Consider the following 24,038-nt stretch of genomic DNA (forward strand, 5'->3'; position numbering starts at 1 on the left):
GGTTACGTGCAGCGCCTCTACGACTTCATCCGCAGACACCCGACGGGCGTCGACAGCTTCTGGGCTGTCTTCCTCCTCGGGCTCTCCGGCCTGTCCATGGTGGCGGATTCCGGTCGCGGAGATGGGCGGCTGGCTGCCGTGCCGGTCATCATCGGCCTCTGCACCGTCGTCGCGTTGCGCCGGCGCGCGCCGGAGAAGATGCTGCTGCTCACCGTCGCGATGGGCGTCGTGCAGTTGGTGTTCGGGGTCAAGCCGGGCGTCGTGAACTTCGCGATGCTGGTGATCGTCTTCACCGTGGCCACCATCGGGGAGCGCTGGGCGTCCCGGCTCGCGCTGGTCTGCAGCCTGAGCGCGGCCGGAATCTCCCAGATGCGCTGGCCGCAGGACGTGCCCCAGACCGGATGGCTCCAGCAGGCCTTCGTCGTCGTCGTGATGACCGTGCCGTTCGTGCTCGCCTGGGTGCTCGGCGACTCGATGCGCACCAGGCGCGCGTACTTCGACCAGCTGGAGGAGCGCGCGGCCCGGCTGGAGCGGGAGCGGGAGGCCCAGTCGAAGGTCGCGGTGGCCGCGGAGCGGGCCCGTATCGCCCGCGAGCTCCACGACGTCGTCGCGCACAACGTCTCGGTGATGGTGGTGCAGGCGGACGGCGCGGCGTACGTCATGGACGCCGCCCCCGACCAGGCCCGGCAGGCGCTGGAGACCATCTCCAGCACCGGCAGGCAGGCGCTCGCCGAGATGCGACGGCTGCTCGGGGTGCTGCGGACCGGGGACGCCAAGGAGAGCGGGGAGTACGTCCCGCAGCCCGATGTGGAGCAGATCGAGGACCTCATCGAGCAGGTCAGGCAGACCGGCCTGGCCGTCGACTTCAAGATCGAGGGCACACCGCGCCCGCTGCCCAGCGGGGTGGAGCTGACCGCGTACCGCATCGTGCAGGAGGCCCTGACCAACACGCGCAAGCACGGCGGCCCGGACGCCGGGGCCAGTGTGCGGCTGGTCTACTTCGACGACGGCCTCGGACTGCTGGTCGAGGACGACGGGCGGGGCGCGGCGCACGAGCTGTACGAGGACGGCGGCGCCGACGGCGCGGGCCACGGGATGATCGGCATGCGCGAGCGGGTCGGCATGGTCGGCGGCACGCTGGACGCCGGGCCGCGCCCCGGCGGCGGGTTCCGGATCAGCGCACTGCTGCCGCTCAAGCCGGCCCACTAGACCTTCGGATTTCCGCAGGACAGACAGGAGACAGGACACCTCATGGCCATCCGCGTGATGCTCGTCGACGACCAGGTGCTGCTGCGCACCGGCTTCCGGATGGTGCTCGCCGCCCAGCCGGACATGGAGGTCGTGGCCGAGGCCGGCGACGGTGCGGAGGCGATCGAGAACCTGCGGTCCACCGCCGTCGACGTGGTGCTGATGGACGTCCGGATGCCGAGGCTCGACGGTGTCGAGGCGACCCGGCGCATCTGCGCGCAGCCCGGTGCGCCCAAGGTGCTCATCCTGACCACGTTCGACCTCGACGAGTACGCCTTCTCCGGGCTGAAGGCCGGGGCCAGCGGTTTCATGCTCAAGGACGTGCCGCCGGGCGAACTGCTCGCCGCCATCCGCTCCGTGCACAGCGGCGACGCCGTGGTCGCCCCGTCCACCACCCGTCGGCTGCTCGACCGCTTCTCACCGATGCTGCCGAGCGGCAACAGCGAGCCGCAGCACAAGGGCGTCGCCAAGCTCACCGAACGCGAACGCGAAGTGATGCTGCTGGTCGCGCAGGGGCTGTCGAACGGCGAGATCGCGGCCCGCCTGGTGCTCTCCGAGGCGACCGTGAAGACGCACGTGGGCCGCATCCTCACCAAACTGAACCTGCGCGACCGGGTGCAGGTCGTCGTCCTCGCGTACGAGACCGGGCTGGTCAGGGCAGGCGGGGGCGGGGCGGGCTGACCCGGCCCCGGCTCAGCGCAGGATGCCCTCCAGGAAGTCGCTGCCCAGCCGGGCCACCACGGTCAGGTCCAGCTGGTGCTGGACGTACCGGCCGCGCCGCCTGGTGGTGACCAGGCCCGCCTTCTTCAGCGCCGCGAGATGCCGGGAGACCTCGGGCGCCGTGATGCCGTACGTGTCGGCGAGTTCGCCGGTCGTGTACGCGGACCGGGCGAGATGACGGCACAGGCGCATCCGCATCGGGTGGGCCAGCGCCTCCATGCGCAGCTGGAGCAGTTCCACGGCGGGGGACGACAGCTCGGGGCGGTGCACCGGGTAGTGGATCACCGGGCGCCAGCCCGGCGCGTGCAGCAGGTTCAGGTGCGGCCAGCCGAAGGCGGACGGGACGAGGGTGAGTCCGGGGCGGCCGACGGCCGGATCGGCGGCATTGGCGCGGCCCTCGGTGAGCTTGTCGGCGCTGATCCGGGTCCCGGCCTCGTCGAGCGACAGTGCCGTGGACACCGCGGCCACCGCCTCGCCGAGCCCCTTGCGGCGCAGCAGATCCGTCTTGTGCCGGGCGTCGGCGACCAGCTGGACCTGCACCCTTCGCCAGGTGTCGGAGAAGAACGCCTGGTCGCAGTCCTCGAACAGGCGGCGGATCCAGCGGCGCAGGGGGGCGGGGTCGGCCAGCAGCTGCTGGGTGAACTCCACCTGCTGGGGGCCGCGCGCCGCCGCCATGTCCAGGGCGCGGGCGCGCATCGTCGCGTCGCAGAGCGGGGAGGGCGCGCCGAGCCCGTACAGGCTGGAGCAGGTGAACTCCAGGGCGGCGGCGACGAACCGCTCGTCGTCCAGCCGGTCGAGGATGTCCAGGTCCTCGGCGAGGTTCGCGCCCGTCCTGCCGCTGCCGCCACGGACTCCGGCGAACGGCAGGAAGACGTCCGAGAACGTGTTGCGCCACAGGAACTCGGCCTCGTGCAGCCGGTCGGCGAGGTCGGGTTCCAGCGCGCTGGCGGTCGCCGTCGCCCAGCCGTGCAGCCCCGGGTGGTGTCCGGGCTCGGAGAGGGCATGCAGGGCGAGCCCCAGCTCGGCGAGGGGGGAAGTCTCGAAGACGATGCTCTCGGGCGCCAGCCCGGCGATGTCGATGTGCACGCTCACCCCTCCATGGTGCGGGGTGCGCGCGGCGGCCCACGTGCCATTTGACGGTGGTCGTCAATCGGTGGGCCGGACCGGTCGGGCCCGGCCCACGCTGAGGCCATGGACGCCATTCAGCAGCACATGTTCGACAGCTACCGGGCAGCTCAGCGAGGTGAGCTGCCGCCTCCACTGCCGGGACGGCACGACTGGGGGGTGGTGCGAGAGGCCCGCGACCGGCGCCGTTTCGACCTGGTGATCGCGGGCCGCCCGGCGCGCCGCCGGTGGCGGACGGCGCTGCGGGAGCTGTTCACCCGACGCCACCGCGCCGGTGCCGTCGGCCGGTGCGGCGTCTGAGGGCGGAACCGGCCGGGCGGCGCCCCGGGGCGGACGTGTCCGGCCACCCGGCCGGCCCGGCCGCCGCCCGTCAGGTCAGCCGCTTCACGAACTCCGCCACCGCCTCCCGTACCTCCGCCGCCGTCCACTCCAGGCCTTCGCGTCCCACTGTGACCTCGGTGAACGACACCCCGGGCGGCCCGGCGGCCGCGGGGTACCAGCGGCGGAAGAGCACCACGCCCGTCTCCTCGGCCTGCCGCACCGAGGCCTCCGTGAGAACATCCGCCCCGTACGGCAGCCACACCTGGAACTGGTGCGTGTGCGGCGGTTCCGGATGCACCCGGAACCAACCGGTGCCGGCCGCCGAGAAGCCCTCGGCCAGCGCCTCGGCCACCACGGTCGCCTGTGCCACGTACGAAGGCAGCAGCGGCAGCTCCTGCTCCAGGCCGATCAGGGCGGCGAGCGCCGCGGGGAACTGCTGGAAGACCTGCCCGCCGTACCGGTGGCGCCAGGTGCGGGCCTCCTCGATCAGCGATTCGGGCCCGGCCAGCGCGGCCCCGGAGATTCCGCCGAGGGTCTTGTAGAACGAGACGTAGACGCTGTCGGCGAGCGCCGCGATCTCCGGCAGTTCCCGCCCGAAGTGGGGGGCGCACTCCCACAGTCGCGCGCCGTCGAAGTGCACCACCGCATCGCGTTCCCGGGCGGCCGCCACCACGGCCTCCAGCTCCTCCCACGTCGGCAGGACGAATCCGGCGTCGCGCAACGGCAGCTCCAGCATCAGCGTGCCGAACGGCTCGGCGAAGTCCTGGATCTCCCGCGCCGTGGGCAGCCTGGGCTCGGACGTCGGATGGACGGTGCGCAGCCCGGTCACCGCCCCCAGCGCGCCGCGCTCGTGCACCTCGGGGTGGGCCAGGGGGTGCAGCGCCACCGTGGGACTGCCGGTCCGTCCGGCCCAGCACCGCAGCGCGACCTGCTGCGCCATCGTCCCGGTCGGGAAGAACGCAGCGGCCTCCATGCCCAGCAGGTCGGCGATCCGCCCCTCCAGCTCGGCGACGACGCCGTCGCCGTAGGTGTCCGCGGGACGGTCGAGATCGGTGACCGATCCCGCCCCCGCCGCCAGCGCGGCGAGCCGCTCACCGAGCGAAAGGTGCATGGGCGGCCTGGCGAGAACCCGCTCGGCCGCGTGCCAGGCGTTCAGCCTGCGCAGCCGCTGCACCTCCTCCCCCGACGGATCCGGCTCGTGCGCCGGAGCGCCCTCGGCCTGTCCGATCTCCTCCGCGCCCTCCCGCGCCCCGCCCCGCGCCCGTCGCCCTTGTACCTGCTGATCCGTGTGCGGCATGTCTGTCATGGGACGATCATCACGCAGAGTGCGGTTCGCACCCGAACGAATTCCGGGCCCACCGGCCCCGCCCCGCGCCGCGTCGGACTTTTCCCACAGGCTGTGGACAGCCGGGAACCCGGACGAAACGCTGGCGTAGCATGCAGAGGAATCGTCCGGTACCCCCCGCGGACTGGAACGGAAGGCCACCGCCGCGTGAATGCAACAGCCCCCAAGGAGCCCCTCGACGCGAGGGACCGCCCCGCCCGCCTCACGGTCGGCGTCGTGGGCGCGGGCCGCGTCGGCCCCGCTCTCGCCGCGTCCCTGCAGCTTGCCGGGCACCGACCGGTCGCCGTGTCGGGCGTCTCCGACGCGTCCGTGCGCAGGGCGGCCGCCCTGCTCCCCGACGTACCGCTGGTGCCGCCCGCCGAGGTTCTCGCGCGTGCCGAGCTGGTGCTGCTGACCGTCCCCGACGACGCCCTTCCCGGCCTGGTCGAGGGCCTGGCCGAGACCGGCGCGGTACGGCCCGGACAGCTGATCGTCCACACGTCCGGGCGGTACGGGACGAAGGTGCTGGACCCGGCGCTGCGGGCCGGCGCCCTGCCGCTCGCCCTGCACCCGGCGATGACGTTCACCGGCACCTCCGTCGACGTCCAGCGGCTGGCCGGCTGCTCCTTCGGCGTGACCGCCCCCGAGGAGCTGCGGCTCGCCGCCGAGGCGCTGGTCATCGAGATGGGCGGCGAGCCCGAGTGGATCGCCGAGGAGTCCCGCCCGCTCTACCACGCGGCGCTCGCCCTCGGCGCGAACCACCTGGTCACCCTGGTCGCCCAGTCGATGGAGCTGCTGCGTACGGCCGGGGTCGCCGCCCCCGACCGGATGCTCGGCCCCCTCCTCGGCGCCGCGCTCGACAACGCCCTGCGCTCCGGCGACGCGGCCCTGACCGGCCCCGTGGCCCGCGGCGACGCCGGCACCGTCGCGGCGCACATCGGCGAGCTGCGCGAGCACGCTCCCCAGGCCGTGGCCGGCTATGTCGCGATGGCCCGCGCCACCGCCGACCGCGCACTCGCCCACGGCATGCTCAAGCCGGAGCTGGCCGAGGACCTGCTCGGCGTCCTCGCCGACGGCACCGGCACCACGGGCGGCACCGGATCACAGGAGCCCCGATGACCCCCACCACCGGCAGGCCCGGCACGCCGCGCACACCGGGCGCCCCCCGCCCCGCCGCCCCGACCCGTGCAGCCGGCACCGTCCCGGCGGCCCCCCTGCTCCGTACCACCGCCGAACTCGCCGCGTCCGCGCCCCGCAGGGGACCGCGGGCCGTCGTCATGACCATGGGCGCCCTGCACGAGGGCCACGCCACCCTGATCCGTACCGCACGCGCGGCCGCGGGCCCGGACGGGCAGGTCGTCGTCACCGTCTTCGTCAATCCGCTCCAGTTCGGCGAGGCCGCCGACCTGGAGCGCTACCCCCGTACCCTCGAAGCCGATCTTGCCGTGGCGGGCGCCGCCGGGGCGGACGCGGTCTTCGCGCCGTCCGTCGAGGAGGTCTACCCCGGCGGCGAGCCGCAGGTCCGGATCTCGGCGGGGCCCATGGGCGAGCGGCTGGAAGGGGCTTCCCGTCCCGGGCACTTCGACGGCATGCTCACCGTCGTCGCCAAGCTCCTGCACCTCACCCGGCCCGATGCCGCGTTCTACGGGCAGAAGGACGCCCAGCAGCTCGCGCTGATCCGCCGCATGGTGCGCGATCTGAACTTCCCGGTCGAGATCGTCGGCGTGGAGACGGTCCGCGAACCGGACGGCCTCGCGCTCTCCAGCCGCAACCGCTTCCTGGACGCCGAGGAGCGGCACACCGCCCTCGCGCTGTCCCGGGCCCTGTTCGCGGCGCGGGACAGGCTCGCCGCCCAGCAGGCGCTGCATGCCCGCGCGCAGACCACCGCGGCGACCACCGGCCGGGCCGCCGCCCTCACCGCGCTCGGCGAGACCCGAGCGGCGGCCGACACCCAGGCGGTGGCCCTGGCCCGCCCCGTGGACGGTCCCGCGGCGGTACGCGCCGCGGCGCAGCTGATCCTGGAGGACGCGGCCGCCGAACAGCCGCCGCTCGCCCTGGACTACCTCGCGCTCGTGGACCCGGCCGACTTCACCGAGATCCCCGACGACCGCACCACCGGTGACGCGATCCTCGCCATCGCCGCGAAGGTCGGCAAGACCCGCCTCATCGACAACATCCCGCTGACCTTCGGAGCCACCACGTGACCGGAATACGGCTGACCGCCCCCGCCCCCGGCTGGTCCATCGACGCCGATGTCGTGGTCGTCGGCTCCGGCGTGGCCGGTCTCACCACCGCGCTTCGCTGCGCGGCCGCGGGCCTCGCCACCGTCGTCGTCACCAAGGCCCGCCTCGACGACGGCTCCACCCGCTGGGCGCAGGGCGGTATCGCGGCGGCCCTCGGCGAGGGCGACACCCCCCAGCAGCACCTGGACGACACCCTGGTCGCGGGCGCGGGCCTGTGCGACGAGTCGGCGGTGCGGACCCTGGTCACCGAGGGCCCCGACGCCGTGCGCCGGCTGATCGGGACCGGCGCCCACTTCGACACCACGGACAGCGGCGACATCGCCCTGACCCGCGAGGGCGGCCACCACCGCCGCCGCATAGCCCACGCGGGCGGCGACGCCACGGGCGCCGAGATCTCCCGCACCCTGGTCGAAGCGGTCCGCGAAGCCGCCCTGCACACCGTCGAGAACGCCCTGGTCCTGGATCTGCTCACGGACGCCGAAGGCCGGACCGCGGGCGTCACGCTGCACGTCATGGGCGAGGGCCAGCACGACGGCGTCGGCGCGGTCCGCGCCCCCGCGGTGGTCCTCGCCACCGGTGGCATGGGCCAGGTGTTCTCCGCCACCACCAACCCGGCGGTCTCCACCGGCGACGGCGTGGCCCTGGCACTGCGGGCCGGCGCGGAGGTCTCCGACCTCGAATTCGTCCAGTTCCACCCGACGGTCCTCTTCCTCGGCGCCGACTCCGAGGGCCAGCAGCCCCTGGTGTCGGAGGCGGTACGGGGCGAAGGCGCCCATCTGGTCGACGCGTCGGGCACGCGCTTCATGGCCGACCAGCACGAACTGGCGGAGCTGGCCCCGCGCGACATCGTCGCCAAGGCGATCACCCGTCGGATGCAGCTGCACGGCACCGAGAACATGTATCTCGACGCCCGGCACTTCGGTGCCGAGATGTGGGAGCGGCGCTTCCCCACGATCCTGGCGGCCTGCCGCGCCCATGGCATCGACCCGGTCACCGAGCCCGTCCCGGTCGCGCCCGCCGCGCACTACGCCTCCGGCGGCATCCGCACCGACCTGCGGGGACGTACGACGGTGCCCGGCCTGTACGCCTGCGGCGAGGTCGCCTGCACCGGGGTGCACGGCGCGAACCGACTGGCGTCCAACTCCCTCCTGGAGGGTCTCGTCTTCGCCGAGCGCATCGCGGCCGACATCGTCGAGGACCGTCCCCGCGCGGGCGCCCCGGCGACCGACGCCCTGCCCGCCCCCTCGCCGCTGCTCGCCCCCGAGGCGCGCGGCACGATCCAGCGGATCATGACCCGGGGCGCCGGAGTCCTCCGCTCCGCAGAGAGCCTGGCCGCCGCCGCCGAGGAGCTGGAGGCCCTGCACGACGGCGCCGCCCGCGCCGCCGAGGCGACCGAGCCCAAGGTCGCGGTGCCCGGGGTCGAGGCCTGGGAGGCCACCAACCTGCTGCTCGTCTCGCGCGTCCTGGTCGCCGCCGCCCGTCGGCGCGAGGAGACCCGAGGCTGCCACTGGCGCGAGGACCGGCCCGAGCGCGACGACGAGAACTGGCGCCGTCACCTCGTCGTCCGGCTCACCCCGGAGCGTCAACCGGTCCTCCGTCGGACGGAGACCGAGGCATTCGGGCCCGTACGTCCCACGCAGGCACCAGACTGCGCAGCAGCACCCCCGACCCACCCCGCCGACGTCACCGAGGAGCCGTAACCGTGAGCACGCCCGAAGAGAATCCGCGCCCCACACCCGTGGACGTACCGCTGATCCAGATCGGCGCGCCCGCACCGTCCGCGGGCGGCTGCGGGGACGGCTGCGGCTGCGGCGCGGACGAGCTCTACGAGCTCGACCCGCTGGAGTGCGGCCTCGACCCCGACCTCGCCCAGCTCCTCGCCGACGCCGGCCTGGACCCGGTCCAGGTCGAGGACGTCGCGCACGTGGCCATCGAGGAGGACCTCGACGGCGGTGTCGACGTCACCACCGTCGCGACCGTCTCCGAGGACGCCGTGGCCACGGGCGACTTCACCGCCCGGGAGGCGGGAGTGGTGGCGGGCCTGCGCATCGCCGAGGCCGTCCTGTCCATCGTCTGCACGGACGAGTTCGCCGTCGAGCGCCACGTCGAGGACGGCGACCGCGTCGTCCCCGGCCAGAAGCTGCTGACCGTCACCACCCGCACCCGCGACCTGCTCACCGGCGAGCGCAGCGCGCTCAACCTGCTCTGCAGGCTCTCCGGCATCGCGACCGCCACCCGCGCCTGGGCCGATGTGCTCGAAGGCACGAAGGCCGAGGTCCGCGACACCCGCAAGACCACGCCGGGCCTGCGCGCCATGGAGAAGTACGCGGTGCGCTGCGGCGGCGGCGTCAACCACCGCATGTCGCTGTCGGACGCGGCGCTGGTCAAGGACAACCACGTGATCGCGGCGGGAGGTGTGGCCGAGGCCTTCAAGCGGGTACGGGACGAGTTCCCGGACGTACCGATCGAGGTCGAGGTCGACACCCTGCAGCAGGTCCGCGAGGTCATCGACGCGGGCGCCGATCTGATCCTGCTGGACAACTTCACCCCGCTGCAGACGGCCGAGGCGGTCGCCCTGGTCGGCGGCCGCGCGGTCCTGGAGTCCTCCGGCCGACTCTCCCTCGACACCGCGCGCGCCTACGCGGAGGCGGGCGTCGACTACCTGGCCGTCGGCGCGCTCACCCACTCCTCGCCGATCCTCGACATCGGCCTGGACTTCCGCGACACCGACGAGGCCGGCGTCTGATGCTGCTCACCATCGACGTCGGCAACACCCACACCGTGCTCGGCCTGTTCGACGGTGAGGAGATCGTCGAGCACTGGCGGATCTCCACCGACGCCCGCCGCACCGCGGACGAACTCGCGGTACTGCTCCAGGGGCTGATGGGCATGCACCCGCTGCTCGGCGAGGAGCTGGGCGACGGCATCGAGGGCATCGCGATCTGCTCCACGGTCCCGGCCGTCCTGCACGAGCTGCGCGAGGTGACCCGCCGCTACTACGGCGACGTCCCCGCGGTCCTCGTCGAGCCGGGCATCAAGACCGGCGTGCCGATCCTGATGGACAACCCGAAGGAGGTCGGCGCGGACCGCATCATCAACGCGGTCGCCGCCGTCGACCTGTACGGCGGTCCGGCGATCGTCGTCGACTTCGGGACGGCCACGACCTTCGACGCGGTCTCCGCCCGGGGCGAGTACACCGGCGGTGTGATCGCCCCCGGCATCGAGATCTCGGTCGAGGCGCTGGGCGTCAGGGGCGCCCAGCTCCGCAAGATCGAACTGGCCCGGCCGCGCAGCGTGATCGGCAAGAACACGGTCGAGGCGATGCAGTCGGGCATCATCTACGGCTTCGCCGGCCAGGTCGACGGTGTCGTCGCGCGGATGAAGAAGGAGCTGGCGGCCGACCCCGACGACGTCACCGTCATCGCGACGGGCGGCCTTGCGCCGATGGTGTTGGGCGAGTCCTCCGTCATCGACGAGCACGAGCCCTGGCTCACTCTCATCGGGCTGCGCCTGGTCTACGAGCGGAATGTGTCCCGGATGTAGCGGATACGGGGCGTACCTGCGGGAACGGTCCGGCGGGGCGGGGGCCGACGCCGCGCCGCCGACGGCCAGCTAAGAGGATTTTGTCCCTTTAGCACGTATTGTCGCGTCATGCCCACGCCTTACGGATCACGCGGCGGTATGGCGTTCAGCGCGGACGAGCTGCGGGTGCTCCGACGTGCCCTCGCCATCGCCCTTCACCCCAAGCCCCTGCCCGACGAGGACGTCCAGGACTGCCTGCGACTGGCGGGCGCCGTGGACGAGGCGGTCGGCGAGGCGGGACGACTGCGCACGTTCCTCCTCGCCGACCTCGTCCGCTACCGCAACGCCCTCCCCGGCTCCGTCAGCGGCTACCTGGAGCTGCTCCAGGACGCCCTGGCGGGCGGATACGACCCCCGCCCCGACGACCTGGCCGCGCTGCGCGCCCTGCGCCACAGGCCGGTGGCCGCGGCGCTCCTGGAGCGCTGTCAGATGCTCGCGGAGCGCTCGGTGCGGGCCCGCCTGGCCGGGCGTGCCGCGCCGGTGGCGGCCCCGGCGCCCCGCAGTCGCCTGCTGGCCCTGCCCGGCGGTCGGGCGGCCGACGCCGAACCCGAGCGGCCCAAGACCCCGGCGGCCCCGCCCCGGCCCGTCCCGCCGTCCGAGCGGCGCCCGGCTCCCAAGCCCTCCGAGGTCTTCCCGCCCCGCAAGCCCGCCCCGCCGCGGCAGCAGTGGGCGGCGGGCTGAGGGCCGTCCCGTAATCCCCGGCGGGCGCCAGGGATTACGGGACAGCCCTCAGCGGCTCGACGCGGAGGGGGCGCGCGGAAGTCCGTACCGGCCTCGCTACTCTGGACGTCATGGACTACGTATCCGCGCTCGTGCCCCCCGTGGTGATGGCCGCCTTCTTCATCGGCCTCGTCGTGACGATCGTCAAGAGCCAGGGCGGTCCCAACAAGGCCAAGGAGGACGCGGCCGTGGACCTGGCGGTCGGTCGCGCCGAGTCCGTCCAGCAGGCGCCGCGCACCGACGGCGTCTGACTCCCCGTACCTCGCAGTACCCGAAAGGCGCACGACTCCTCAGGAGTCGTGCGCCTTTTTGCCGCGTAAATAACCAGGCATTCCGGGCATCCAGCACTAAAGTGACATTGTGCCCCGCCAATTGGGAGAACTGGAAGACGCCGTGATGACACGGGTCTGGCAATGGAACCGCCCGGTCACTGTGCGGGAAGTCCTCGAGGACCTTCAGCAGGAACGCTCCATCGCCTACACCACCGTCATGACGGTAATGGACAATCTCCATCAGAAGGGTTGGGTGCGCAGGGAAGTCGACGGCCGCGCATATCGATATACGGCGGTCTCCACCCGCGCCGCCTACTCGGCCGCACTGATGAACGAAGCCTGGTCGCGGAGCGACAACCCGGCCGCCGCTCTTGTCGCCTTCTTCGGCATGATGTCCGCCGAGCAGCGGGAGGCACTCGCGGATGCCATGCGGATCGTGCGCCCCGGACTGCCCGGGGCTTCCGGACACCCGGCCGAAGAAGCGGCCGACGGGGTGGCGGCCGAGCCGGGTGATGAACCGGCTGATGAAGCCGACGCAGAAGCGGCCGAAGATCCGGCCGATGCCGCGGGTCCGGACACCGGGCGATAGCGTCGGGGTATGTCCTCAGAGCTTCCGCATACCGATTTCCGTACCGAACCGTCGGTTATAAACATGGCCATCACTGTCCGCCGTGCCAGGACCAGCGATGTCCCATCGGTCCGCAGTCTCCTCGACGGGTACGTACGTGAAGGCATCCTGCTCGACAAAGCGACGGTGACACTTTACGAGGACATCCAGGAGTTCTGGATCGCGGAACGCGACGAGGACGCCCGGGTCATCGGCTGCGGTGCACTGCATGTGATGTGGGAAGACCTCGCCGAAGTGCGTACTCTCGCTGTCGATCACGGCATCAGGGGTGCCGGAGTCGGGCATCAAGTACTGGACAAGTTGTTGCAGACCGCCCGTTGGCTGGGCGTACGGCGGGTTTTCTGTCTCACCTTCGAAGTCGACTTCTTCGCGAAGCACGGCTTCGTGGAGATCGGGGAGACGCCGGTCGATGGAGATGTCTACAGCGAGCTGCTGCGTTCCTATGACGAAGGTGTAGCAGAGTTCCTGGGTCTCGAACGAGTGAAGCCGAACACCTTGGGCAACAGCCGGATGCTTCTGCACCTGTGACCGTCACAAGAAGCCGTCGCCCTATGTCCGAATCGCGCATGTTTCCCGTCTTCTTGCGATCCTGAACCTCTCCCAAGGGTTTGTGTTTTCCGGGGAAAAGCGGTTTCCTTTCCGCGTACTGCATTTTCGATGAAAGGAAATCCGGTGGCACAGAAGGTTCAGGTCCTTCTTGTCGATGACCTCGACGGTGGCGAGGCGGACGAGACGGTCACGTTCGCTCTGGATGGCAAGACCTACGAGATCGACCTCACCACGAGCAACGCGGACAAGCTCCGTGGTCTTCTTGAGCCGTACACCAAGGGCGGTCGGCGTACGGGCGGTCGCGCGGCGGCCGGCCGTGGCAAGGGTCGCGCCGTCACCGGCGGCAACAAGGACACCGCGGAGATCCGTAAGTGGGCCCGCGAGAACGGCCACAATGTGAATGACCGCGGCCGTGTTCCCGCGGAGATCCGCGAGGCTTACGAGAAGGCCAACGGCTGAGCTGTCGGCCCATCGGTCGACCGCCCCGTTCGGGCGTGCATCAATCGGGCCCGGTGGCATTCCGTGGCCACCGAGTCCACGAGCCGTACGAGATCGGGAGCATCCCCACCCCTGCTCCCGAGGCCGACGAGGGCCGGGAGTTCCGGCTCTCCCTCGTGCCGCAGCCCGGGGGGTCGCAGCCATACGGCGGCCCCCGGCCGGCCGGCCGCCCGTCCGGGCGGTGCCGGCGCAGTGATCCGGCCGCCCGTGCCGACGGCGGTCAGCGAGAGGGCGACGCCGCCCCACTCCAGCCAGTCGAGCAGTCCGGGCAGTTCGTCGGCGCTTCCCGCCGCCACCAGCAGACTCATCCGTCCGCCGGACAGCGCCACCGGCCCGGTGCGGCCCACCCGCCGCAGTGCCGCATGGCCGGCGACCGCGGGTACTTCGAGGACGTCGAACCGCAGTCCGGTCAGCAGCCGCACCGGTGCGGTGCCCTCCGTCGGCCAGCCGAGCTCGTGCTCGTACCACCGCGCCCACTGCGCGTAACCGGCGTGGGCGTCACGCGTGTCGGCGAGCGACGGCGGGGGAGGCGGGACGGTGACGGCCATGCCGGAAGAACGGCCGAGCCGTCCCCGGGGTTACGCAGGGTCCGCGCGCGGGTGCGTAGTGTGCCCGGGGGGGGCGTAGAGACGTATTCGGGAGCGCAAAGATGTTCGCCCGTAGCGGAGGGAACCGGCGCGCGCCGCATGGACTGTCTGTAATTACGGGTAAGACATCCCTAGTGGGGAGGGGCGACACGCAGGCTCGGGCATCTCACGTTCGCCATCGGCGTACTGGCGAAAGGGGTATCTGCCTGGCCTGCGGGAACATCGTCTCGCACCATCGGGTTGGAGCAGATGTCGGCGTTCGAGGTCAGGAGGCCAAGGACGGTGTCGGCAGTTGGAATGAGCGGTCCCCGCTTGCGGGACTAAGCTGCGGAAGGACAGGGAGGGGACCGACCCCTTACTGCCTGACCGCTCTGAGGAGCGATTAACGATGTTCGAGAGGTTCACCGACCGCGCGCGGCGGGTTGTCGTCCTGGCTCAGGAAGAAGCCCGGATGCTCAACCACAACTACATCGGCACCGAGCACATCCTCCTGGGCCTTATCCACGAGGGTGAGGGTGTCGCCGCTAAGGCCCTGGAGAGCCTCGGGATTTCGCTCGAGGCGGTCCGCCAGCAGGTGGAGGAGATCATCGGTCAGGGCCAGCAGGCCCCGTCCGGGCACATCCCCTTCACGCCCCGGGCCAAGAAGGTCCTGGAGCTGTCGCTCCGTGAGGCCCTCCAGCTCGGCCACAACTACATCGGCACCGAGCACATCCTGCTCGGCCTGATCCGCGAGGGCGAGGGCGTCGCGGCCCAGGTCCTCGTGAAGCTGGGTGCCGACCTGAACCGGGTGCGGCAGCAGGTCATCCAGCTGCTCTCCGGGTACTCCGGCGGCAAGGAGGCGGCAACCGCGGGCGGCCCCGCGGAAGGCACCCCTTCCACGTCCCTGGTGCTCGACCAGTTCGGCCGGAATCTCACCCAGGCCGCTCGCGAATCCAAGCTCGACCCGGTCATCGGGCGCGAGAAGGAGATCGAGCGGGTCATGCAGGTGCTGTCCCGCCGTACCAAGAACAACCCGGTTCTCATCGGCGAGCCCGGCGTCGGCAAGACGGCGGTCGTCGAAGGACTGGCGCAGGCCATCGTCAAGGGCGAGGTGCCCGAGACCCTCAAGGACAAGCACCTCTACACCCTCGACCTCGGCGCGCTGGTCGCCGGCTCCCGCTACCGCGGTGACTTCGAGGAGCGCCTGAAGAAGGTCCTCAAGGAGATCCGCACCCGCGGCGACATCATCCTGTTCATCGACGAGCTCCACACCCTGGTGGGTGCGGGCGCCGCCGAGGGCGCGATCGACGCCGCCAGCATCCTCAAGCCGATGCTGGCCCGCGGCGAGCTGCAGACCATCGGTGCCACGACGCTCGACGAGTACCGCAAGCACCTGGAGAAGGACGCCGCTCTTGAGCGCCGCTTCCAGCCCATCCAGGTCGCGGAGCCGTCGCTGCCGCACACCATCGAGATCCTCAAGGGTCTGCGTGACCGCTACGAGGCCCACCACCGCGTCTCCATCACGGACGAGGCGCTGGTCCAGGCCGCGACGCTGGCGGACCGGTACATCTCGGACCGGTTCCTGCCGGACAAGGCGATCGACCTGATCGACGAGGCCGGTTCCCGGATGCGCATCCGCCGGATGACCGCGCCGCCGGACCTCCGCGAGTTCGACGAGAAGATCGCGGGCGTCCGCCGCGACAAGGAGTCCGCGATCGACTCGCAGGACTTCGAGAAGGCCGCGTCCCTGCGGGACAAGGAGAAGCAGCTCCTCGCCGCGAAGACCAAGCGCGAGAAGGAGTGGAAGGCCGGCGACATGGACGTCGTGGCCGAGGTCGACGGCGAGCTGATCGCCGAGGTCCTGGCCACCGCCACCGGCATCCCGGTCTTCAAGCTGACGGAGGAGGAGTCCTCCCGTCTGCTGCGCATGGAGGACGAGCTCCACAAGCGCGTCATCGGCCAGAAGGACGCCATCAAGGCCCTCTCGCAGGCGATCCGCCGTACGCGGGCCGGTCTGAAGGACCCGAAGCGCCCCGGTGGCTCGTTCATCTTCGCCGGCCCGTCCGGTGTCGGTAAGACGGAGCTCTCCAAGACGCTCGCCGAATTCCTCTTCGGCGACGAGGACGCGCTGATCGCCCTCGACATGTCGGAGTTCAGCGAGAAGCACACGGTTTCCCGCCTCTTCGGTTCTCCCCCCGGTTACGTGGGTTACGAAGAGGGCGGCCAGCTCACCGAGAAGGTGCGCCGCAAGCCGTTCTCCGTCGTCCTCTTCGACGAGGTCGAGAAGGCCCACCCCGATATCTTCAATTCCCTGCTCCAGATTCTGGAAGACGGTCGTCTGACCGACTCCCAGGGCCGGGTCGTGGACTTCAAGAACACGGTCATCATCATGACGACCAACCTCGGGACCCGGGACATCTCCAAGGGCTTCAACCTGGGCTTCGCCGCCCAGGGCGACGTCAAGACCGGCTACGAGCGGATGAAGAACAAGGTCAACGAAGAGCTCAAGCAGCACTTCCGCCCCGAGTTCCTCAACCGTGTCGACGACACGGTCGTCTTCCACCAGCTCACCGAGGAAGACATCATCCAGATCGTCGACCTCATGCTGGCCAAGGTGGACGAGCGCCTGAAGGACCGCGACATGGGCATCGAGCTGAGCTCGGAAGCCAAGTCGCTCCTGGCGAAGAAGGGCTACGACCCCGTGATGGGCGCCCGGCCGCTGCGCCGGACGATCCAGCGCGAGATCGAGGACATCCTCTCCGAGAAGATCCTCTTCGGCGAGCTGCGGCCCGGTCACATCGTGGTCGTCGGCACCGAGGGCGAGGGTGAGGAGAAGAAGTTCACCTTCCGCGGCGAGGAGAAGTCGGCTCTGCCCGACGTCCCCCCGATCGAGCAGGCGGCGGGCGGTGCGGGTCCGAACATGTCGAAGGACGTGTAAGGACGCCACCGAGCGCCTGAGCGCCTGAAGGGGCTGCCCCGGAACCGTTGAGAAACGGTCCGGGGCAGCCCCTTTTCCGTGCGGTACGGGCCTTGCCGTGACGCCGTGCGGTCTCGCAGTCGGTGGACGCCGCGGCTCCTCGACGGCCCGCGGCTCCTCCATGGCCCGCGGTATCGGCCGGGCCCGGCGCGACGGCCGTCGGCGCGCGGCGGACGGCCCTGATCGGAGGGCTCCAGGGCCCTCCGACGGTGACAAGGCACACAGCCCGTTCCGCCCCTACTACGGGCGATAGGGGAGGGCGTCGTGATCCACACAGGGGCCTTCGGCCCTGTGTGGCGAGGGGCTTCCGGAGTCGGGACGAGAGGAGCCCGGATCGCCGGGTTCAGTCCGTTTCGACCGATTTTGAGCTGGGGTTAAACCTACCCGGAGCGAGAGTTTCGGTGGGCCCGAACGAGGGGTGTGCGCAGTCGACACCGGCACATTCCCGAGGTGCTGGATACGGCTTTTGTTCGTAGATAGGGTGTTTGAGCATCGGTGCGGGTGCGGGTTACCAAGGGATGGCCGGCCCGGCGAAAGCGTCGGGTCCAGTCATCTCCGGAGGTTCTCCGCTTATGTCGAAGCGCGTTTCGTTCCAGCACTCCCGTCGTCCGTCCCTGTCCCGTGTCCGCGGCGCCGTGGTGGCGGCCGGCCTGGGAACGTCGATGGTTCTCGGCGCCGGTGCTGCGTTCGCGGCCGGCGTGGCGGGTGCCCCTCACACGGCGGACCTGATCAGCAATGGCGCGGCCGGCTCGGTCGCCGCCCAGGCGGCCGCGCAGGGCAAGGCGGCCCAGGCGGCCAAGGTCGAGCGTGCGGCGGCCGAGAAGGCGGCCGCGAAGAAGGCCGCCGCCTGGAGGATCCCTGTGGGCCACTACGCACTGAGCGCGAGCTTCGGCAACGACGGCTCCCGCTGGGCCCACAAGCACTCCGGCCAGGACTTCGCCGTCCCGGTCGGTACCAAGGTCGAGGCCGCGCACGGCGGCACCGTTGTGAAGGCCGGCCCGAACGGCGGCGGCGACGGCCCCGCGTACGGCAACGCCGTAGTGATCCGCCACGGCAACGGCACGTACTCGCAGTACGCCCATCTGTCGAAGATCGATGTGCGCATCGGCCAGACCGTGGAGACGGGCCAGAGGATCGCGCTCTCCGGCAACACCGGCAACTCCAGCGGCCCGCACCTGCACTTCGAGATACGGACCACCCCGAACTACGGTTCCGCGATCAACCCGGTCTCGTTCCTGTCCAAGCAGGGCGTCACGGTCTGACCGGACCGGACGTGTCCCGCTGCTCGGCGGACCCCGGGCTGTGCGCCCGGGTGACCAGTTCGAAGGCGACTTCGAGGACGGCGCTGCGCTTCTCCTCGGGGTCGCCCTCGAAGTCCTTCAGGGCGAACATGCCCGCGTGGATCGTGAAGAGCGCGGTGAAGCAGCGCACCTGGTCGACCAGTGACGCGTCGGGTTCCTTGATCAGGTCGACCAGGCCGATGACGCGGTCCTTGATGGTCTTCCCGATGCTGAGGTCCCGCACGGTCGCCTGGTTCTCCTGCATGAAGCGGAAGAGCGGGGCCGCGGCGGTCAGAGCCTCGCTGTAGCGGCGCAGGATCTCTTTCTTCGTCTCCAGGGTGTGGGGCCGGTCCCTGCCCCACTCGATCAGTTCCTCGACCGGCCGGTTGAGGTCCTCGAAGATGCTGACCAGGATGTCTTCCTTGGTCTTGAAGTGGTAGTACAGCGCGGCCTTGGTGACATCCAGCCGCTCGGAGATCTCCCGCAGCGAGGTCTTCTCGTAGCCCTGTTCGGCGAAGAGGTCCAGGGCGACGTCCTGAATGCGCTGGCGCGTGTTGCCCCGGCGTGCCTGCGGCGTGCTGCCCATGGCGCTCTCCCTCAAAAAACTTACTTGACGCCCGGCTAGTTACGGGTCTACTTTCCCCAGTGTAGTCAACTAGCCGGGCGGCAAGTAAGAACCCGGCGCGCATCGGGGATCAGGGGAGTGGGGACCATGGCGGAGCTGAAGAAGGCGACGGACGGAGGGGTGGGTGACCGGCCGGCCGGGAAACCCGAGAGGCAGCAGCGCAGTGTCCGGGTGGTGATGCTCGCCCTGATGATCACGATGCTGCTCGCCATGCTGGACAACCTGATAGTCGGCACGGCCATGCCGACCATCGTCGGTGACCTCGGCGGCCTGGAGCATCTGTCCTGGGTCGTCACCGCGTACACCCTGGCCACCGCCGCCTCCACCCCCATCTGGGGCAAGCTCGGCGACATGTACGGGCGCAAGAACGTGTTCCTCACGTCCATCGTGCTCTTCCTGGTCGGCTCGGTCCTGAGCGGCATGGCCCAGGACATGGGCCAGCTGATCGGTTTCCGGGCGGTCCAGGGGCTCGGCGCGGGCGGCCTGATGGTCGGTGTCATGGCGATCATCGGCGACCTGGTGCCGCCTCGCGAGCGTGGCAAGTACCAGGGGATGATGGCCGGCGTCATGGCCATCGCGATGATCGGCGGACCGCTGGTCGGCGGCACCATCACCGATCACCTCGGCTGGCGCTGGAGCTTCTACATCAACCTGCCGCTGGGCGCGGTCGCTCTGGCCATGGTCACCCTCGTGCTGCACCTTCCGAAGCGGGAGCGCGCCGAGGTGAAGATCGACTACCTCGGTGCGGCGCTGCTGACCGTCGGCATCACCGCGATCGTGCTGGTCACCACCTGGGGCGGTTCCGAGTACGCCTGGGGCTCCGCCGTGATCGTGGGGCTCATCGCGATCGGTGCCGTCTCGCTCACGGGCTTCTGCTTCGTCGAGATGCAGGCCGCAGAACCGATTATTCCGCTCCACATATTCCGCAACCTCAACTTCACCCTGATGTCGGTCGTCGGCTTCATGTCGGGCTTCGTGATGTTCGGCGCGGTGCTCTTCCTGCCGCTGTACCAGCAGTCCGTCCAGGGCGCGTCGGCGACCAACTCGGGTCTGCTGCTCCTGCCGATGCTGCTGGCGATGATGGTCGTCTCGCTGATCGCGGGACGGGTCACCACCAGCACCGGCAAGTACAAGATCTTCCCGATCCTGGGCTCGGTCCTGATGGTGTCCGGTCTGTTCCTGCTCTCACGGATGGACACCGGCACCACGCGGCTCACCTCGGGCATCTACATGGCGGTGCTCGGTGCGGGCATGGGCTTCCTGATGCAGATCACGATGCTGGTCGCGCAGAACAGCGTGGAGATGAAGGACATGGGAGTCGCCTCCTCCGCGACCACCCTCTTCCGTACGCTCGGCAGCTCCTTCGGTGTCGCGATCATGGGCGCCCTGTTCACCGGCCGGGTGCAGGACGAGATGGCCGCCCGCGGCGGCGGGGCGGTCACGGCGAGGTCCGCCCAGCTGGACGCGTCGAGCCTGGCGAAGCTGCCGGCCGCGGTGCGTGAGGCGTACCAGTTCGCGGTGTCGTCCGGTACGCACATCGCGTTCCTGGTGGGCGCCTCGGTCGGAGTGATCGCGCTGATCGCGTCGGTGTTCGTCAAGGAGGTGCCGCTGCGGGGAGCGGGCCCGGAGGCCACGTCGTCGGACGGCGGCGCCGCACCGGCCGCGGCCGTCGGCGCCAAGCAGCCCGAGGCGGTCTGACCCCTCCGCGGTGGTACGAGCGATGTACGAGGAGGCTCCCGGGGCGCACCCCGGGAGCCTCCTTCCGTATCCGGTTCAGCTGCCGGGCTGCCGGCTGCCGGACTGCGCGCTCTTCCCGTCACCGCTGTCCGGGGTGCGCTGTTCGGACAGGCGCAGGACCGGGAAGCTGCCGGTGTTCGTGGGTGCGTGCTCGGGCAGCCACAGCACGGCGATCGCCCCGCCCGCGCCCTGCGCGGCCCCTTCCGGTGCCGCGTTGCGGAAGGTCAGCCGGGCCCCCAGGACGCGCGCCTGACCGGCCGCGATCGTCAGCCCGAGACCGTGCCCGTGCCCGGCCCGGTCACTGCTTCCGGTACGGAACCGGCTCGGCCCCTCACGCAGCAGCGCCGCGGGGAACCCGGAACCGTGATCGCGGATCCGCACCACCCGGCCCTCGACCGTGACCTCGACCGGTGTGGCCCCGTGCTTGGCGGCGTTCCCCAGCAGATTGCCGAGGATCCGCTCCAACCGGCGCGGATCGGTGCTGACCCAGGACTCATGGACGACCTGCACCCGTACATCCGGGTCCAGCAGCGCGACGCGTCGGCTGACGAACTCGCCCAGCGCGATCTCCTGCAGCTCGGCCCGCTCCGACGCGCTGTCCAGCCGGGCCACCTCCAGAACGTCCTCGACCAGGGTGCGCATCGCCTGCGCCCGGTCCCGTACGAGCTCGGTGGGGCGGCCCGGCGGCAGCAGCTCCGCCGCCGTCAGCAGGCCGGTCACCGGGGTGCGCAGTTCGTGCGCGATGTCCGCGGTGACCCGGCGTTCCGCCTCGATCCGTTCGTTGAGCGCGTCCGTCAGCGCGTCCACCGCACGGGCCAGTTCATCGGTCTCGTCCTGGACGACCCCGCCGACGGCCTCCCTGACCCGTACATCCGTATTGCCCTGTGCGACCCTGCCCGCCGCGGCGGCGGCCTTGCGCAGCCGGCGCGACAGCTGCCCGCCGATCAGCACACCCAGCGCACAGCTGCCGAGCACCACCGAGACCGAGCCGATGATCAGCGCCCGGTCGAGATCACCCAGGACCCTGGCGCTGCGGCCGGTGAAACGGGTGTGCAGCGAGAGCACGTTGCCGTTGCCGACCGGGACGGCCGCCCACACGTCGGGTCCCCCCTGCTTGAGCTCCTCGACATGCGTGGCGCGCCGGTTCTTGCTGGTCTCCACACGCAGGCTGCGTGGCATCAACGGGTCGTTGAGCTTGGCGCCGAACCGGGGATCGGTCTTCTGCGTCTTCTTCGCCTCGTACAGCAGCTGCGCGTACGTCAGCCGCGTCAGCTGGACCTCGCGCGCGTTCTCCAGCATCGAGACCCGGGCGGCGTTGTGGACGACGAAGCTGAGCGCGACCGCGGTCAGCGCGCCCACCGCCGCGATGGCGATGCTGATCTTCCAGCGGACACCCGTCCGCAGCGTCGGCCGCTTCATGGCCTGAGTTTGTAGCCGAAGCCGCGGACCGTCTCGATCCGGTCCTGGCCGATCTTGGTGCGCAGCCGCTGCACATGGACGTCCACGACCCGGGTGTCACCGCCCCACCCGTAGTCCCAGACCCGCTCCAGCAGCTTGTCGCGGGAGAGCACCGTGCCGGGCGCGGCGGAGAACTCCAGCAGCAGCCGCATCTCGGTCGGCGTCAGCGCCACCTGCTCGCCGCCCCGGTGGACCTCCATGCCCTCCGTGTCGACCTCCAGATCGCCGAAGACCAGCACGCCGCCGAGGGGCTGCGACTCCCGGTCCCCGTTGCCCGGCTGCCCGCCCGACGCATGACCGAAGCGGCGCAGCACGGCACGGATCCGGGCGACCAGGACCGCCCCGTCGAAGGGCTTGGTGACGTAGTCGTCGGCACCGGCCTCCAGGCCGAGCACCACGTCGATCGAGTCGGCCCGCGCCGACAGCATGATCACGGGGACCGTCGACTCGTCGCGGATGCGACGGCAGAGGCTGACGCCGTCGAGCCCCGGCACCATCACGTCGAGCAGGGCGATGTCGGGACGGTCGGCCCGGAACGCGGCGAGGCCGGACAGACCGTCCGGCATCGCGGTGACCGCGAAACCGTCGCGTTCCAGCGCCAGCTGGGTGGCCTCGCGGATGACGTCGTCGTCCTCGACGAACAGGACGTGGGTCTCGGCCATCGGGCTGCTCTCAGTTCCCCGCCGGTTCCGCGGATTCCGGAAGACCGGCCTCTCCGTTACCGACGGCTCGGTTGAAGTCGTTGTGCACCCGGTCGTGCTCGCTGAACTTGTCGTCCGCCCAGCGGTAGGTGATCACTTCCTCGCCGGAGGGGTACGCGACCGAGTCCTTCTTCCCGTACACCTGTGCCGTCACCACCAGATCACCGCGGTCGATGGTGCCGTACACCGCGGGCTGCTCGACGGCGAACACGTTCTCGTACGTGCCGTCGGTCCGCTGGCGGTACACATAGGTGCCGACCCCCACCGAATCGCCGCAGGTCATCACGTTCACCACGACGTCGGCCGAGGGACCGCCGGTCAGGGTGCCGTACGAGGTGTCCACCGGGTACTCGGAGCCGCTGCAGGGCTTCAGATCCGTTCTGACCCGCTCGCTGACCTTGGGGTCGTGCTTCAGCAGTGTCACGGGATCGACCCGCGGCGTCGGCTTCGCCGTGGTCGCCGCGCCGGCGCTCGGCGTGACCTGGGCGACCGGCTGGGTGCCCGCCGGGCCCTCGTCCCGGGTGCCGGTGCCGCCGCTGGAGCACCCGACGACGAACAGCCCGAAGGCGGCGAGCGCGACCAGGGTCGCGGTGCTCGCCGCCCAGCCGGTCAGGGCCCGGCCACGCCTGAAGGTGCCCTCGCGGCCACCGTCGCTCCCGCTGCCGCCACGGTCGCCGTCCTCGTCGCCGTTGCCGCTGTCATCGCTGGCTGTCAGGCCGCGCACCGCTCCCGCCCCCGTTCGTCCACACGCCTGTCCGACTCCATCCGGACCTGCGCCCTTGCCCGCGCACGTACCGGAGCACGGTCGGCCGCCGCCGGTCCCCGCTCCTCCCGGAGCCGGGCCTCCCTGCTCGCTGCCTCACGACTCTCCAGCTCCTGGCGCAGACGGGCCAGCGCGCGGTGCAGCGTGCTCTTCACCGTACCGGCCGACATGCCGAGGGCCGCAGCCGTTTCTTCCGTACTCATCTGCTCCCAGTGTCGCAGCACGACGACGCTGCGCTGCTTGGGAGCCAGTACGCCCAGCACGTCCATCAGCAGGGCGCGGTCGGCGCGCTGCTCGGTGCCGTCCTCGACGCTCGCGTCGGGCAGCTGTTCGGTGGGGACCTCGTCCAGCTTGCGGGCCCGCCACCACTCGGTACGGGTGTTGATCATGACGCGGCGCAGATAGGCGTCGGCGAGGGACTTGTCGGCGATGCCGTCCCAGCGGCCGTACGTGCGGGCCAGGGCGGTCTGCAGCAGGTCCTGCGCGTCCACCGGGTCGGGTACGAGTCGGCGTGCACTGCGCAGCAGTGCCTCCTGCCGAGTGCGCACGTACTCCTCGAATTCGAGCACCTCGCCCTGCGCCATTCCAACCGCCTCCGTCCCCGTAGAACCCCGTCGAACCGCTGTCGGCCGCCGATGGGCCGGGCCGACGTCGTCGACGCTACGGAGCTGTTGTCACGGGGCTGTGCGGAGCAGCCATAC

24 protein-coding genes are annotated in these 24,038 nt (G+C 71.0%); 16 read left to right on the forward strand and 8 right to left on the reverse strand.

The annotated features are described in order from the left end of the window. Nucleotides 1-6 precede the first annotated feature (6 nt). A complete protein-coding gene (locus ACIRP2_RS19700) occupies nt 7-1,209 on the forward strand; it encodes a sensor histidine kinase (RefSeq protein ID WP_404251843.1) in 1,203 nt (400 codons plus the stop codon). Between the two features lie 42 nt (nt 1,210-1,251). After that, nucleotides 1,252-1,929, forward strand: a complete 678-nt coding sequence (locus ACIRP2_RS19705; RefSeq protein ID WP_404251845.1) for a response regulator — start codon at nt 1,252-1,254, stop codon at nt 1,927-1,929. A gap of 12 nt (nt 1,930-1,941) precedes the next feature. On the opposite strand, the gene ACIRP2_RS19710 is transcribed toward ACIRP2_RS19705, so the two are convergent. Then, nucleotides 1,942-3,054 (reverse strand): DUF5937 family protein, encoded by a 1,113-nt coding sequence (locus ACIRP2_RS19710; RefSeq protein ID WP_404251965.1) that lies wholly within the window; start codon nt 3,052-3,054, stop codon nt 1,942-1,944. A gap of 105 nt (nt 3,055-3,159) precedes the next feature. Between ACIRP2_RS19710 and ACIRP2_RS19715 the strand changes: the two genes are divergently transcribed. Next, complete coding sequence (locus tag ACIRP2_RS19715; protein ID WP_404251847.1) at nt 3,160-3,393, forward strand: hypothetical protein; 234 nt, start codon at nt 3,160-3,162, stop codon at nt 3,391-3,393. Nucleotides 3,394-3,463: 70 nt separating this feature from the next. On the opposite strand, the gene ACIRP2_RS19720 is transcribed toward ACIRP2_RS19715, so the two are convergent. Then, nucleotides 3,464-4,711, reverse strand: a complete 1,248-nt coding sequence (locus tag ACIRP2_RS19720) for a threonine aldolase family protein (RefSeq protein ID WP_404251967.1) — start codon at nt 4,709-4,711, stop codon at nt 3,464-3,466. A 195-nt stretch (nt 4,712-4,906) separates the two neighbouring features. Between ACIRP2_RS19720 and ACIRP2_RS19725 the strand changes: the two genes are divergently transcribed. The 10 genes from ACIRP2_RS19725 (at nt 4,907) to ACIRP2_RS19770 (ending at nt 13,191) form a co-directional block, all read left to right on the forward strand. Continuing rightward, nucleotides 4,907-5,857, forward strand: coding sequence for a Rossmann-like and DUF2520 domain-containing protein (locus ACIRP2_RS19725; RefSeq protein WP_391746162.1), 951 nt, complete (start codon nt 4,907-4,909; stop codon nt 5,855-5,857). Further along, entirely contained in the window at nt 5,854-6,942 is a 1,089-nt protein-coding gene (panC, locus tag ACIRP2_RS19730) for a pantoate--beta-alanine ligase (protein ID WP_404251849.1), read from the forward strand. The genes ACIRP2_RS19725 and panC overlap by 4 nt, the downstream gene beginning before the upstream one ends. Next, entirely contained in the window at nt 6,939-8,681 is a 1,743-nt protein-coding gene (locus ACIRP2_RS19735; protein WP_404251851.1) for an L-aspartate oxidase, read from the forward strand. Before panC ends, ACIRP2_RS19735 begins: the two co-directional genes overlap by 4 nt. Before the next feature lie 2 nt (nt 8,682-8,683). Continuing rightward, nucleotides 8,684-9,727, forward strand: coding sequence for a carboxylating nicotinate-nucleotide diphosphorylase (gene nadC / locus ACIRP2_RS19740; RefSeq protein ID WP_404251853.1), 1,044 nt, complete (start codon nt 8,684-8,686; stop codon nt 9,725-9,727). Further along, complete coding sequence (locus ACIRP2_RS19745; RefSeq protein WP_404251854.1) at nt 9,727-10,524, forward strand: type III pantothenate kinase; 798 nt, start codon at nt 9,727-9,729, stop codon at nt 10,522-10,524. The genes nadC and ACIRP2_RS19745 overlap by 1 nt, the downstream gene beginning before the upstream one ends. 138 nt (nt 10,525-10,662) lie before the next feature. Then, a complete protein-coding gene (locus ACIRP2_RS19750; protein WP_404251969.1) occupies nt 10,663-11,244 on the forward strand; it encodes a hypothetical protein in 582 nt (193 codons plus the stop codon). Between the two features lie 110 nt (nt 11,245-11,354). Continuing rightward, nucleotides 11,355-11,534 (forward strand): hypothetical protein, encoded by a 180-nt coding sequence (locus ACIRP2_RS19755; protein WP_361446901.1) that lies wholly within the window; start codon nt 11,355-11,357, stop codon nt 11,532-11,534. A 109-nt stretch (nt 11,535-11,643) separates the two neighbouring features. Next, nucleotides 11,644-12,144, forward strand: a complete 501-nt coding sequence (locus ACIRP2_RS19760; RefSeq protein WP_404251856.1) for a BlaI/MecI/CopY family transcriptional regulator — start codon at nt 11,644-11,646, stop codon at nt 12,142-12,144. A gap of 63 nt (nt 12,145-12,207) precedes the next feature. Then, on the forward strand, nt 12,208-12,711 hold the full coding sequence (locus ACIRP2_RS19765) for an amino-acid N-acetyltransferase (protein ID WP_404251971.1): 504 nt from the start codon (nt 12,208-12,210) through the stop codon (nt 12,709-12,711). A gap of 144 nt (nt 12,712-12,855) precedes the next feature. Beyond that, entirely contained in the window at nt 12,856-13,191 is a 336-nt protein-coding gene (locus ACIRP2_RS19770) for an Lsr2 family protein (RefSeq protein WP_093894032.1), read from the forward strand. On the opposite strand, the gene ACIRP2_RS19775 is transcribed toward ACIRP2_RS19770, so the two are convergent. Next, the gene (locus ACIRP2_RS19775; protein WP_404251858.1) at nt 13,170-13,778 is read right to left on the reverse strand and encodes an SCO3374 family protein; all 609 of its coding nucleotides are present in this window, start codon (nt 13,776-13,778) and stop codon (nt 13,170-13,172) included. The genes ACIRP2_RS19770 and ACIRP2_RS19775 overlap by 22 nt on opposite strands. 427 nt (nt 13,779-14,205) lie before the next feature. Here ACIRP2_RS19775 and ACIRP2_RS19780 point away from each other — a divergent pair, with 427 nt between their 5' ends. Both ACIRP2_RS19780 and ACIRP2_RS19785 read left to right on the forward strand, forming a co-directional pair. Next, complete coding sequence (locus ACIRP2_RS19780; protein WP_093894034.1) at nt 14,206-16,734, forward strand: ATP-dependent Clp protease ATP-binding subunit; 2,529 nt, start codon at nt 14,206-14,208, stop codon at nt 16,732-16,734. A 611-nt stretch (nt 16,735-17,345) separates the two neighbouring features. Further along, entirely contained in the window at nt 17,346-18,035 is a 690-nt protein-coding gene (locus ACIRP2_RS19785) for a M23 family metallopeptidase (RefSeq protein WP_404251861.1), read from the forward strand. Here the strand turns inward: ACIRP2_RS19785 and ACIRP2_RS19790 are convergent. Then, nucleotides 18,025-18,639: a TetR/AcrR family transcriptional regulator gene (locus ACIRP2_RS19790; RefSeq protein ID WP_404251863.1), complete on the reverse strand. Its 615-nt coding sequence runs from the start codon at nt 18,637-18,639 to the stop codon at nt 18,025-18,027. The genes ACIRP2_RS19785 and ACIRP2_RS19790 overlap by 11 nt on opposite strands. Nucleotides 18,640-18,765: 126 nt before the next feature. Between ACIRP2_RS19790 and ACIRP2_RS19795 the strand changes: the two genes are divergently transcribed. Beyond that, the gene (locus ACIRP2_RS19795; protein ID WP_404251865.1) at nt 18,766-20,376 is read left to right on the forward strand and encodes an MDR family MFS transporter; all 1,611 of its coding nucleotides are present in this window, start codon (nt 18,766-18,768) and stop codon (nt 20,374-20,376) included. Nucleotides 20,377-20,451: 75 nt separating this feature from the next. On the opposite strand, the gene cseC is transcribed toward ACIRP2_RS19795, so the two are convergent. The 4 genes from cseC to ACIRP2_RS19815 are packed head-to-tail and all read right to left on the reverse strand — an operon-like array spanning nt 20,452 to nt 23,921. After that, nucleotides 20,452-21,834, reverse strand: a complete 1,383-nt coding sequence (gene cseC / locus ACIRP2_RS19800) for a two-component system sensor histidine kinase CseC (RefSeq protein WP_404251867.1) — start codon at nt 21,832-21,834, stop codon at nt 20,452-20,454. After that, entirely contained in the window at nt 21,831-22,535 is a 705-nt protein-coding gene (cseB, locus tag ACIRP2_RS19805) for a two-component system response regulator CseB (RefSeq protein ID WP_404251869.1), read from the reverse strand. The genes cseC and cseB overlap by 4 nt, the downstream gene beginning before the upstream one ends. Nucleotides 22,536-22,545: 10 nt before the next feature. Then, complete coding sequence (locus ACIRP2_RS19810) at nt 22,546-23,298, reverse strand: hypothetical protein (RefSeq protein WP_404251871.1); 753 nt, start codon at nt 23,296-23,298, stop codon at nt 22,546-22,548. Then, nucleotides 23,286-23,921 carry a SigE family RNA polymerase sigma factor gene (locus ACIRP2_RS19815; protein WP_404251873.1) on the reverse strand — a complete coding sequence of 212 codons (636 nt, stop codon included), beginning with the start codon at nt 23,919-23,921 and terminating at the stop codon, nt 23,286-23,288. The genes ACIRP2_RS19810 and ACIRP2_RS19815 overlap by 13 nt, the downstream gene beginning before the upstream one ends. Nucleotides 23,922-24,038: the final 117 nt, after the last annotated feature.

It is taken from the genome of Streptomyces sp. NPDC101194 (assembly GCF_044767885.1).
Taxonomy (GTDB): Bacteria; Actinomycetota; Actinomycetes; order Streptomycetales; family Streptomycetaceae; genus Streptomyces.